Origin of the sequence: Aquimarina sp. MMG015 (genome assembly GCF_018100855.1) — a bacterium.
GTDB classification, from domain to species: Bacteria; Bacteroidota; Bacteroidia; order Flavobacteriales; family Flavobacteriaceae; genus Aquimarina; species Aquimarina latercula.
In genome coordinates, this window is the sequence record NZ_JAGJEB010000005.1 from 37,038 (window position 1) to 50,870 (window position 13,833).

Annotated in this window: 5 protein-coding genes; all 5 read left to right on the forward strand. The window is 28.8% G+C overall.

Going from position 1 to position 13,833, the window contains the following annotated elements; all coding sequences use genetic code 11:
• The first annotated feature begins 3 nt into the window (after positions 1-3).
• The 5 genes from J8L88_RS10795 (at position 4) to J8L88_RS10815 (ending at position 13,821) form a co-directional block, all read left to right on the forward strand.
• Positions 4-4,440 carry a type I polyketide synthase gene (locus tag J8L88_RS10795; RefSeq protein ID WP_211060736.1) on the forward strand — a complete coding sequence of 1,479 codons (4,437 nt, stop codon included), beginning with the start codon at positions 4-6 and terminating at the stop codon, positions 4,438-4,440.
• A 38-nt stretch (positions 4,441-4,478) separates the two neighbouring features.
• Entirely contained in the window at positions 4,479-7,877 is a 3,399-nt protein-coding gene (locus tag J8L88_RS10800) for a non-ribosomal peptide synthetase (RefSeq protein ID WP_211060737.1), read from the forward strand.
• Positions 7,878-7,992: 115 nt separating this feature from the next.
• Positions 7,993-9,582 carry a condensation domain-containing protein gene (locus tag J8L88_RS10805; protein WP_211060738.1) on the forward strand — a complete coding sequence of 530 codons (1,590 nt, stop codon included), beginning with the start codon at positions 7,993-7,995 and terminating at the stop codon, positions 9,580-9,582.
• A gap of 299 nt (positions 9,583-9,881) precedes the next feature.
• A complete protein-coding gene (locus J8L88_RS10810) occupies positions 9,882-10,616 on the forward strand; it encodes an aspartate/glutamate racemase family protein (protein WP_211060739.1) in 735 nt (244 codons plus the stop codon).
• A complete protein-coding gene (locus J8L88_RS10815) occupies positions 10,585-13,821 on the forward strand; it encodes a non-ribosomal peptide synthetase (RefSeq protein WP_211060740.1) in 3,237 nt (1,078 codons plus the stop codon). Before J8L88_RS10810 ends, J8L88_RS10815 begins: the two co-directional genes overlap by 32 nt.
• Positions 13,822-13,833: the final 12 nt, after the last annotated feature.

A 13,833-nucleotide genomic window follows, 5' to 3' on the forward strand; every position in this document is an offset into this window, starting at 1 on the left:
GAGATGAATAAAGGTCAAAATAAAACAGACATTGCAATTATAGGGATGTCTTGTAAATTCCCAAAGTCTAATGATGCTAAGGAATTTTGGACTAATGTAAGTGAAGGTAATGAACTATTTGGATTTTATTCAGATGAAGAGTTATTGAAACATGGATATTCAGAAGATAAAATTTCGAAATCAAATTTTGTAAAGAGCAAGATAGAAATACCAGATGTAGAAAGTTTTGATTATCGTTTTTTTAATTATACTAAAGCCGAAGCGGAAATGATGGATCCGCAATCTAGGATATTACATGAGCAAGTATGGTTAGCTCTGGAAGACGCTTCGTGTGATATTTCTAATTATAAGAAAAAAATAGGTTTATTTTTGACAGCCTCTAATAATGAGTTATGGTTGGCTCATTCTAAAATAAATCCTAATGATAAAGTAAATCCTTTTTATATATCTCAATTAGCAGATAATAAATTTTCAAATACACTAATTTCATATAAATTAAACCTTAAAGGTCCTAGTTATTATATCAATACGGCTTGCTCAAGTTCACTTACAGCTGTTCATTTAGCATGTAGAAACTTACTCTTAAAAGAATGTTCCATAGCGGTTGCAGGAGGGGCAAAGATTGTTTCTAATGTGAATAAAGGATATACTTTTCAAGAGGGAATGATATTTTCAAAGGATGGATATTGTAAAGCATTTGATGAAGATTCATCAGGAACCATTTCAGGTGAAGGATCTGGAGTAGTTGTTTTAAAGAGGTTAGATGATGCAATCAATGATGGAGATCAAATATATGCAGTTATTAAAAGTTCTGCTGTTAATAATGATGGCGGAAATAAAGTAGGATATACAGCTCCGAGTATAGATGGTCAATCAAACTGCATAAAATTAGCACATAAAATAGCAAAAATAGATCCGAATACAATTACTTATGTAGAAGCTCATGGAACTGGAACAAAGTTAGGTGACCCTATAGAGATTGGAGCATTAAATAAAGCTTTTAATTATGATAAAAATCATAAATGTTATATTGGTTCAGTAAAAACAAATCTTGGACATTTAGACACTGCTGCAGGCATTACCGGATTAATAAAAACTGCCTTAGCCATTAAGAACAAATTAATTCCTCCCTCTTTAAATTTTACAAGGCCAAATCCTGAAATTAATTTTGGAGAAGGCCCTTTTCAAGTTGTTACAGAATTAAAGCAATGGCGGACTTCTGCAGAAAATCCAATTAGAGCAGGAGTGAGTAGTTTTGGAATAGGAGGAACCAATGCGCATGTGATTTTGGAAGAAGCACCGTTTAGAAAGACTACAAGTCGTTCTAGACCGTATCAGTTACTTACTTACTCTGCAAATACCTTTAATTCTTTAACCAATTATTCTAAAAGCTTAAGTAAGTTCCTAGAAAGTGAAAAAGAGATGAATTTAGCTGATGTGGCTTATTCTTTAAATACAGGTAGGAAATCATTTAAATACAGAAATTATATCGTCTCTGAAAACGATATGAAGGCATTACAAAACTCAAAGTTTTCTAATAATAGTACAGGAAATGAATCTAGTGCATTAAAAAAGAATTTAGTTTTTCTTTTCTCAGGCCAAGGCAGTCAATATTTTAAGATGGGAAAAGATCTGTATGAACAGGAAACATACTTCAAAAATTTAATGGATAGTGGTTTCGATATCTTGAAAAGTATTACAAATTTAAATTTTAAAAAAATAATTGGATATACTGAAGAATACGAGGTTGATGAGACGTTGATAAATGAAACACAATATACACAGCCACTGTTATTTTTAATTGAATATAGTATTGCAAAACTACTTTTACATTGGGGAGTTTCTCCAAAACATATGATTGGCCATAGTCTTGGGGAGTATGTTGTAGCCTGTATAAGTGGAGTTTTTTCTTTTGAGGATGGATTAGAACTTGTTGTAAGAAGAGGCGAGTTGATGAGTAAAACATCTGAAGGCGCAATGTTATATGTTGATTTATCGAGAGATAAAGTAGAAAGATTTTTGAATGAAGATCTTTCAATTGCAGCAATTAATACTCCAGATACTGTTGTTATATCCGGTAAAAAGAAAGCTATAGAAAATCTGATTTCTAGGCTAGAAAAAGAGGAAATAACTACTATTAAACTTAAAACTTCGCATGCCTTTCATTCTATTCTAATGGATGAAATTATCGAAGATTTTAAGAAAGTGTTAGAGGAAATTAGCTTTAACGAGCCTAAAATGAGTTTCATATCCAATTTATATGGCAAAGAAATTTCGGATAATATTTCACCAGAATATTGGATAAATCATTTAAGAAATACAGTAAGGTTTTCAGATGGAATTAACTCTATTTCAGAAGCAGAGAATCTACTATTTGTTGAAATAGGACCAGGGAATACTTTATTAAATTTTTGTAAGAAAAACATAAAGTCAAGTGAAATTTTTCAGACAATTCGTCACCCTAAAGAAATGGTAGACGATAATCAAAAACTTACCATTTTTCTTGGAGAATTATATACTAAAGGGGTAGATCTTAATTGGGAAAATTATTACGAAAAAGAGGTTAGAAATAAAGTTTCAATTCCTAAGTATTGTTTTGATAAATATGTATTGGATGTTAAAGTAGATCCATTTGAAAATATATCAGACTTAAATATAAAGTATTCATTGAAGTCAATATCTGATTGGTTTTATGAACCGTCATGGAAAAGAAAAAATAGACTGAACAATGTTGGTTATAAGGAAGATGAAATATTTTTAATTTTTGAAGATTCTATAGGATACAGTAAGTTACTAGTTGAGAAATTTAGAAATAAGAATAATTTTTTCGTTATTAAAAAATCAAAAGAATTTTTAAGTCACGACAATAATCATTTTGAATTAGATACCGAAAATGAAAATCATTTAAAATTATTATTTAAAGAATTGTCCTTAGAAGACTCAAAAACTTTGAATGTAATTCAGATGAACTCACTTGGAAAGGAAGAGTACAAAGAAAGCTTATCTGAATTTAATACCACAGTAAGTATCGTTCAAAGTATTAAATCTTGCTATCAAAGAAATAAAATCAACCTGTATATTTTAACCAATAATGTTAACAATGTTATAGGAAATGAAGAGATTAATCTTAATAATTCAATCAATTCAGGAATACCAGTTATAATATCCCAAGAGAATAATAATATTAATTGTTGTTGTATAGATCTAGCTTTGGATGATAATAAAAATGATGTGATATCAAATGTTTTTAAAGAAATTAATTCAAATATCTCTGACAACTACATAGCTTATAGAAATAAATATAGATGGGTAAAAAGTTTTAATCCTGTAAAAATTGAAAAAACTAAAGAATCCACAAGAATTAGAGAAAAAGGAACTTATTTAATTACAGGTGGCTTAGGTAATTTAGGTTATTTACACGCTAAACATTTGTTAGAAAATTACAATGCTTCGGTAATTATTTTAGGAAGGAGTGAAATTGAAAATAATTTTGATAATAATAAGAAAGCATTAAGATTTGAAGAGTTAAGTCAAATAGGTAATGCAAAATACTATAATGTTGATTTAAAGGATGTGAGTTCTTTGCAAAAAATAGTAGATAATATTGAAGATATTATAGGGGAAATAAATGGTGTTTTTCATTTTGAAGGCACTATTTCGGGTAATTCTATAAAAGTTATGGATTTCTTAGATAAAGGAGACCTAGATGAGCAATTTGAAGCTAAAGTTTTGAGTACAATTACCTTGGGAAAAATATTTTATAATAAACAACTAGATTTTTGTTTATTATCTTCTTCATTGTCAACTATAATTGGAGGTAAGGAGTCGATTGCTTATTTAGCTGCTAACTCCTTTTTAGATTCATTTTGTAACTCAGAGGTCATTAAAAACTGTATAACCATTAATTATGATGGATTTAGTTTTAATAACCAATCCGGTAATAATGGTATTAATTCGGATAATGTAATTGATATTTTAAATAGAGTTCTGTCGTTAAACGATATTAATCAAATAGTTGTTTCAACCAGGGATATAGACTACGAATTGTCCAAGTGGATTACTAGTAATAAGGGAAATAACAGAGAAAATACTATAAATGATACTTTAGGAAAAAGCAAAATAGACGAAATCGATGTTGATCGATCACTTTTATCTTCTAATTATATTGAGCCTACTTCCCCAATTGAAATGAAACTGATTGATTTATTTCAAAACCTTTTCGATTTAAATAAGATAGGAATAGAAGATAATTTTTTGGAATTAGGAGGGAATTCTTTACTAGCGACTCAGCTAATTAATAAAATTAATAAGGAGTTAGAAATAGAGATATCAATTTCTGAAGTCCTAACCAATAACACTATTAAAGATTTAGCACTGTTAGTTGAAGAAAGACAATGGTTACAAGATGAAAGAGAGTTATCTAATGAAATCATATTATAATCTTCTTTGGTGTAATAGGATCAAACATAAATTCACAGATGAGAAATTTGCTTAAAGAATTACGAGAGCGCAATATTTACGTTTCATTACAAGGGGAAGAACTTAAATTGAAATTTAATGGAGAAAAGCTTCCTGACGATTTAATTTCGAGAATTAAAGAATATAAACAGGAAATAATAAAGCACTTAAAACAAGGGAGTCAACAAAATAATTCTAAGGAAAAAATTCCAAATATACCTTTGTCCGAAGAAGGTTATATGTTATCAAATTCACAAAATAGATTATGGATTTTGGATCAGGCAGAAGGAGGGTTACCGGCATATAATATTAGTAATCAAACTATTTTAGATGGTAATTATAATATTGATCTTTTTAAAGAAGCGATTTTTCTATTGCTAGATCGTCATGAAATACTAAGAACTGTTTTTAGAAAGAACAATGGGGGAGAACCGCGACAATTTGTATTATCCAGCGAGGAAATTAATTTTAAGATAGATTATGTAGATTTAAGAGGAGAAGAAGAGCAAAATGAAGCCATTATCAACTTTATAAAAAAAGATACGTACAGAGTGTTTTCTATTGAAAAAGGGCCTCTATTATCAGCAGCATTGATTCATTTGGAAAACGAAAAATATATATTCCATTATAATATGCACCATATAATAAGTGATGGATGGTCTTTAAAAATACTAGCCAATGAGGTAATAAAAATATATAATAATTTGTGTTCTGATGAAATCGGAACTTTAAGACCATTAAGGATTCAATATAAAGATTTTGCTGCTTGGCAAAGTGCCAAAATTAAAAATGGGAATTATTCGGCGCATCAAAACTTTTGGAACAAACACCTTTCGGGGAAATTACCTCGACTGAATTTACCTTCAAATAAACAAAGGCCTTCGATAAAGACCAATAAAGGAGAACTACTAGAAATGTATTTACCTAGTAAAGTAGTTTCAGGTTTACATTCATTTGCCAAACAAAATAATGGCTCTTTATTTATTAGTATACTATCCATTTGGAATATATTAATGCATAAATATAGTGGAGAAAAAGATATTATTATCGGAACTCCCGTGGCTGGACGTGAACATATAGATTTAGAAAATCAAATAGGCTTTTATGTAAATACACTCGCGCTAAGAAATAATGTAGATCCAGATAATACTTTTATTGAACATTACAATTATACTAAAGAGAGAGTTCTGTCAGCACTCTCTTATCAGACATATCCTTTTGATCTCTTAGTTAACGAATTAAATATTCAAAGAGATTCAAGTAGAAATGTTGTGTTTGACATTATGTTGGCTTTACAGAATACAGAAAAAATATCTAAATCCAATAATCATGAAATAACTCCAGGCGAAGTTTATTCTAAAGGCGAGTCTAGAACTAAATTCGACATCGGAATAACTTTTTTTGAAGTAGAATCTTTATTAAAGTTTCAGATCAATTTTAATACAGCTATTTATGACAAAGAAATGATTACCCAAATGATGCATCATTTTAAACTATTGTCTGAGGCATGTATTACTTCTTATAAATTGAAGATTTGTGATATTGATTTTTTATCCGAAAAAGAAAAACAAAAACAACTTTTTGATTTTAATTCTTTTAATCTAGGAGATAATGAGGGAAAAACATTTCTTGAATATTTTAATGAGCAAGTCAAGCAGTTTCCACAATATGTTGCAATTCAAACAGAGAATAGAAAAATAAATTACATCCAATTAGATAATGATTCAAATCAAATAGCCAAATTTTTGATTAAAAGTGGAATTAGAAAGGGAGATTTTGTGCCATTCTCTCTAGCTGATAAAGCTGATGCAATTACAATGATGTTGGGAATTATGAAAGTTGGAGCAGCTTATGTACCTATATATGATAGATTTATAAAAGGTGAGGTAAATAATATTCTTAATGATATAGAGGCAAAGCTATTTATTACGGATTTATCAATTAAACAAGAAAGAGGTAATATTGATGATGTCTCTTTGGTAAGTTATGAAGATATGCTTTCAGGTTCTTTTGAATCTGAAATAATCGAGCCTGTTAAAATAGATAAGGATGATATTGTATACGTTATTTATACATCGGGAACAACTGGTAAACCTAAAGGAGTATTGGTAACCCATGGTAATTTGGGTGATTATTTATTAGGGTTGATACAAAAACTTAATATCGAAAAGAAAAGCCATTATGGATTAATGTCAACTTTAGGTGCAGATTTAGGTTATACATTTCTTTATGGAGCATTAGCAACAGCAGGTACATTACACGTTTTTTCAGACGAAATGCTTAAGGACAGCCCTAAGTTAATCTCATATTTTAAAAACAATATCATTGATTATATTAAAATTGTTCCTGAACATTGGAACTCTATTTATTATGATGGGACATATCTTATCCCTCAAAAAGCTATCGTTTTTGGAGGAAGTGTTTTAAATATGAGCGTAATTGAAAATTTAAACAGAAGTAGAGCTAAAATAGATATTTATAATCATTATGGACCAACAGAAACCACAATTGGTAAATTAATGCATAAAGTAGATCTTTCGTACCGATATAACAGTGTATATATAGGAAAACCTTTTTCGAATACAAAAATATATGTTTTAGGACCTAATTTAGAGTTATTACCTATTGGATGTGAAGGAGAATTATGTATTGGAGGTGATGGAGTGTCTAAGGGGTATTTGAAGAGAAACAATCTTACTGATGAAAAATACATATCAAATCCTTACTGTAAGAGTGAAAAGTTATATAGAACAGGGGATATTGTAAAGTGGACGTCAGATGGAAAAATTGTTTTTCTTGGAAGAAAAGATGATCAATTAAAAATTAGAGGTTATCGCGTTGAACCGAATGAAATTGTTAATAATTTAATCAGTTTTGAAGAAATAAAAGAAGTAATTGTTGTATTAAAAAATGAGAATTCAGAAGATTATTTATGTGCCTATTTGGTTATTAATTCTGATACAATTGATCTTCGTCAGGTGCGTGAAAAATTAGAAGATATTTTGCCTTTATATATGATTCCAAACTTTTTTATAGAAGTGGATAGTATACCTTTGACATCAAACGGGAAAATAAATAAAGATGCATTACCCTCACCTTTATCAAAAGGTGTTCTTCAACAAAAAGAATATATAGCGCCCAGAAATGAAATGGAAATTAAGTTGGTAGAGGTTTGGAAAGAACTTCTAGGAATTGAAAGAATTGGTATTAATGAAAACTTTTTTGAATTAGGAGGCCATAGTTTAAAATTAATAAAACTTGTAAATGCCTACCATAAAATTTTCAATGTAGAAATAAAATTAAAAGATTTATTCGTTTTTAAGACCATTGAAAAACATGCAGAATTAATAGAAGTTCAAAGCTTAATTAATAATCAAAATAATACATCAAAAAAAGATGAGGAAACGATATCTTTTTAAATAGAAGCCGTCAAATTTTTGATTTTAGAAAAATACTATAGCCTTAGCTATATAAGGTTAGTTTTTTAGAATATAGAGAAGATAAGGTTCACTATAAAATTTAAAAATGAACATTATGAATAGTGATATTTTAAATTTATTGAAAGAATTAAAAAAACTCGAAGCAAGATTATATGTTGAAAGTGGAGTTTTAAAACTAGATATACAAAAAGAATTACTTACAGATACTCTAAAAAATGAAATTAAAAAAAATAAAGAAACCTTAATAGATTTATTAAGCGTTAAAAGAAATAATGAATATGAAGCTATAGAGAAATCAGAAAGAAAATTATCGTATCCGTTAAGTGAACAGCAAGAACAAATTTGGCTAGCTTGTCAAATGAAAAATGGATCGCGGGCATTTAATATGCCTACTTATATCGAATTTGGGAATGATTTTGAAATAGATAGATTTAAGAAAGCGATATATGAGGTTATTAAAAGATACGATATTCTTCGAACAATTTTTGTAAATGAAGATGGTATAGTAAGACAAAAAGTTATTTCCTATAAGGAGTTTAATTTTAAAATTTTAGAGAAAAACCTTGAAGTTGAGAATGATTATAATTTGGTAGAGAAACATATTATTGAAGATACATCAAAAGAATTTGATTTAACTCAATATCCTCTGTTTAAAATTCATTTACTAAAGTTATCTAATAATAAGTTTGTAGTATACTATAATCTTCATCATATAATATGTGATGGATGGTCATCAGAAATTTTGAGAAATGAAATTTTTAACTGCTATAAATCAGATGATATTAGTAATGTGTATTCAGAATTGGATACTCAGTATTCAGATTATGCAGTATGGCAAAAAGGAAATAGGGATAAGGTGTATTTCAAAAATAAAGATTTTTGGAAATCAAAACTAGATAAAGGAATGGTTCCTTTAGATTTAAATTTTGCAAACCCCAGACCTAAAAGTAAGAAATATGAAGGTAGATCAGAGTCAGTTATTTTTCCTAAAGAGTATTTATATAAATTAGAAAGTATAGGGAAGAAAGAGCATATAACACTTTACATGCATTTACTTGCTATTTCCTCTTTACTGCTTTATAAGTTTTCATATCAAAAAAACTTAGTAATTGGTACAGCAATGTCAGGTAGAACACATCCTGATTTAGAAAATCAATTAGGGTGTTTTGTGAGATCCGTTCCATTATTTTTTAATATTAACCAAGAATTAGACTATTCAAACTATATAAAAGAAACCCAAAAAACTGTTCTAGAGGCTAGGGATAATCAAGATTTTTCTTTTCATAAATTATTAAAAGAATTAAATTATAGAGTGGTTCCTTCAAGAGGGTTATTATTTGATGTAGTGGTTGTAATTGACCAAAATTTATCAGATGTGGCCAACAGTAAGAGTCAAGTAAATCCTTTAAGATTAGAAGTAAATAACAGTAAACATGATCTTACATTTTACTTTGGTTATTATGGTGATACAGTAAGTTTATCTGTCGTTTATAATACCATCTTATTTGAAGAAAAAGATATTAAATCTTTTGTGAATAGTTTTCTTGATTTGACAAGATCCATAAGTGAAGATTCGACTATAAAAATAGAAACTCTAATGTCAAGTTTATCGGATGTTGAAGAAGATAAAGAATATAAGACTTTTCTGGATCTGGTAACAGATGAAATTAGCGATGATTTTTAAGTTTAATCGTTATTCAAATAAAGTGTTTTTTGATACCATTTCAGTAAAAGTTAAGATGAAAATAGAACTCTTCATTAATGACTATCTACAGAAATCTATTAAAACGACCTCGTCTTAAACTGTAAATATTTAATACAGTTTTTAAAAACTCACTTAATTAAGAAAGTAACTTTTTTCCTGTTAACTCCATGTTATTTAGGTATGTCTATATAAGAATAGGCATGGTTTTAAAATGTATTGGGTGTAATACAGAATTTGGGTTATCAATTTTCTAATTACCATATAAATACAATAATAAGTTGAAAAAAAAGATTGGAATTATTTCCGGTATGGGAACAAGAGCTGGGTTGTATTTTGTCAATAAATTGATTGATCAAATACATGCGCCTAAGGATCAGGATTTTCCGGAGTTTATATTACATAACAATAGTAGTGTTCCAGATAGGACTTTAGCTATAGTATATGGAAAAAAATCTCCAGAAAGAGAACTGTTAAGGTCCATAAAGATGATGAACGAGTTACAAGTTGATTACATTGTTTTAACCTGTATAACCTCGTATCATTTTGTTAATATGTTGGATAAAGAGTTGCTTAAGAATATTTTAAACCCAGTAGAACTAACTATAAATGTATTATTACAAAAAGGCTACAGAAGAATTGGTCTTATGGCTACAACAGGGACAATAAAGTCGAAGCTTTTTCATAAACACTCTGAAGAAATAGATTTGATTACACTGAATGAAAAAGAACAGGAAGAACTTTTTATGAAGTCTATTTATATGGATGGTGGTTTAAAATCCTCCGAAATTAAGGAAGAAGCATATTATCTTTTCGAAAAAGCATTTGATACTCTTAAAGAGTATGAAGTAGATGTTATGGTTGGGGGATGCTCCGAAGTCCAGATTGGATATGAGAATATTACAACCGAAATCCCATACATTGATACAATGTCGGTCCTAGTTGATGAAGTTATAAAAGTAATGAATCTAAAGAAAACTACTAATGAACAAGAAGCTGATACATTCCTTGTTTGAAGGTAAAGTTGAGCAGTATAAAACCAATGTGGCAATAGAATCTGCTTTAGGAAACTTTACATACGATCAATTAAATAATATTACCAATAAGATAGCTTTTTTATTACGTAATTATAGTAACAAGCAAGATTGTGTTGCAACATATTTCAATCAGGAGCTATTCTATATATTTTCAATAATAGGGGTTTTTAAATCGGGAGGAATATATGTTCCTGTTGATAAAAAATATAAGAGAAATCATTGGAGAGAATTATTTGAAACTGTTCAACCTCAGGTTATTTTAACTAGTAAAGAACATATAACAGATATTGAAACTTTTAGTGAGATTTTTAATTATAAAGTTCCTAACATTATCTTATTTGACTGGAAAGAGAATTCATTAGATTTCTGGTATTATAAGAAGGAAGAAGAAAAAAAGATAGATGTAGCCGCTTTTAATAAAAATATAACCTTACCAGAGATGACAGGAGAAGAGGCTAATTATATCTTTTTTACTTCTGGTTCTACGGGATCACCAAAGATGGTATTAGGAAAGCATAAAAGCTTAAGTCATTTTATACATTGGGAGTCAGAGGCTTTTGAAGTTACTGAAAAAGATAGAGTAGGTCAATTCACATCATTTTCTTTTGACGCATCATTAAGAGATGTATTTCTACCCCTTGTTAATGGAGGAACTATATGTATACCTCCTCAAGAGATAAGAGCAAACATTGTAAAATTGTGTCAATGGATGAGGAAAAGTAAAATTACATTAATCCATACTGTCCCCACTTTTTTTCGATTACTTCTTTCCGAGGATAATACTACGGAAGAGTTCCATTTAAGACATGTATTTCTGGCCGGTGAAAAATTGTATAAAAGAGATGTAATCAACTGGCAAAACAAATACGGTAACAAAACGAAAATAACTAACTTTTATGGAGCTACAGAATCTACATTGATTAAAACTTTTTACACGGTAAAAGAAAAGATAACAGGAGATTTTTCAGACCCTTTATCTGTAGGTAAACCAATCTCTAAAACAGTAATTCTTATCCTAAATTCTAATAACAAATTATGTCGTATAGGAGAGAAAGGAGAGATATTTATAAAAACACCATTTCTATCCAAAGGATATTTTAAGAACCCTATAGAAACTTCAAAGCGTTTTCTTCAAAACCCATTATCTTCTACTCCAGATATAATATATAAAACAGGAGATTTTGGACAATACGATAAGGATAGAAATATTATAGTATTAGGGAGAAAAGATGCTATCGTAAAGCTTAATGGAGTAAGAATTGATCTTAATTCTATAGAACAAGTAATTTTATCCATAGAAGAAATTGCAGATGTTAAATGTATATTACACGACAGAGGTGAAGATTCTAATTTGGTTTGTTTTTATAAAGCAAATGTAAATTTGGACAAAGCTGTACAGGTACATTGTTCTGAGTTTTTATCTTTTTATGAAGTTCCATCCTTATACATCCATCTTGAAGATTTTCCAACTAATGCAAATGGGAAAGTTGATATTCAAGCACTAAAAAACAAGATCAAAGAACAAAGAACACAAAAAGTAAAAAGAACCAATTGGAGCAAAATACAAGAAGATATAGTAAACATTTGGCAATCGATCTTGAAAATAGATACCATAAGTATAGAAGACAATTTTTTTCTTATTGGTGGACAAAGTATTAATGCAATACAATTAATAGCGGCTTATCAGAAATTTTTCGAAGTAGAACTAAACTTAAATGACATTTTTGAGAACCCTGTTTTAGAATCACATGAATACTTGATATTAAAGTCAAAGAAAAAGGACTATATAGAAATCAAAAAAAATGAGATCGTAGATAAAATTCCATTGTCATTTTCTCAAAAAAGTATTTGGACTGCTTGTCAATTATTTGGTTCAGAGACCTATAATATGCCTAGTTATATAAAGTTGCCTTCTGATATTGATCAAGAGCTTTTTGAGAAAGCCGTTTATAAAACCATTGAACGACATGAAATTTTAAGGACTGTTTTTAAACAACATGGAGAAGAAACATATCAATCAGTGATATCTAATGAAGACTTTAATTTCAAAATAAAATATACAGATTTTTCTGAGAAATTAGATGCCGAAAAAAATGCAATGGTATATGTGAACAATGACTCTTACATACCATTTGATTTAGAAAAGGGGCCTCTAATAAGGGCAACGGTAATAAAAATAGATCAAAACTATTCACTTTTTTATTACAATATGCATCATTTAATATCAGATGCAGAATCTATTAAACTTTTGTCTTCGGATATAATGAGTTTTTACAATCTTCTTAATGGCACAAGGGTAGAGGCTATTCCCGAACTCAGAATTCAATACAAGGATTATGCAATTTGGCAAAATGAGACTATAAAAAATTATAACGATCAAGAAAAGTACTGGTTATCAATTTATAAAAATAATATACCCAAACTTACATTATCAATAGCTAAAAGTAATCATGTAGAAAAATACAAGGGAAAAATGCTTTATTCCCAAATTAACGAAGTGCTTTTTGATAAAATATCAGCATTTAACCAAGCGAATAGTCTTACCTTCTATATTCAATTTTATACTGCCTTAAGTATTTTGATATATAAATATTCGCATGAAAAAGACATCGTTATAGGTAGTCCTTTTAGCAGTAGATCTCACTGGGATCTAAAAGAGCAAATAGGATTACACCTTAATACACTTGCTATAAGAAGTAAAATTGATAAAAAACAATCTTTAATTCAGTATTTTGAAGATGTCAAGAAAAATGTACTTCGTGCTCAAGAAAATAAAGATTATCCTTTTGACTTATTAGTTCAAAATGTTAACACCAATAAGGGAAGCTTAACTAATCCTATTTTTAAAGTATTTCTCGTTGTAAATCATATAGATGTAGAAAGTAAATTAGAACTTGAACAAGAAGATCCAATAGTAGAAACAAAAACTAAGTTCGATATCTCTTTCCGATTTACGGTTTTAAAAAATAAAGTAAATTATTCATTAATCTTTAATAATTCAATTTTTGAAGAATCTGATATCGTAAACTTTAATAAAGATTTTTTGAAATTATTAGAGTATATAATTGATAATCCTCAAACTACCATTGCTGAGTCTGAAAACATCCTAAAAACTGAAATTGATCAGGAAGAACATGACTCCTTTAAAGAACAATTTGAAGCTCATTTTTCTGAGGATTTTTAACCTTATCTAGAA

Bases quoted from the DNA above. Each gene is read 5' to 3' on its own strand.
- J8L88_RS10805 (WP_211060738.1), top strand. From the start codon at position 7,993: ATGAATAGTGATATTTTAAATTTATTGAAAGAATTAAAAAAACTCGAA.
- J8L88_RS10800 (WP_211060737.1), top strand. From the start codon at position 4,479: ATGAGAAATTTGCTTAAAGAATTACGAGAGCGCAATATTTACGTTTCA.
- J8L88_RS10795 (WP_211060736.1), top strand. From the start codon at position 4: ATGAATAAAGGTCAAAATAAAACAGACATTGCAATTATAGGGATGTCT.
- J8L88_RS10815 (WP_211060740.1), top strand. From the start codon at position 10,585: ATGAACAAGAAGCTGATACATTCCTTGTTTGAAGGTAAAGTTGAGCAG.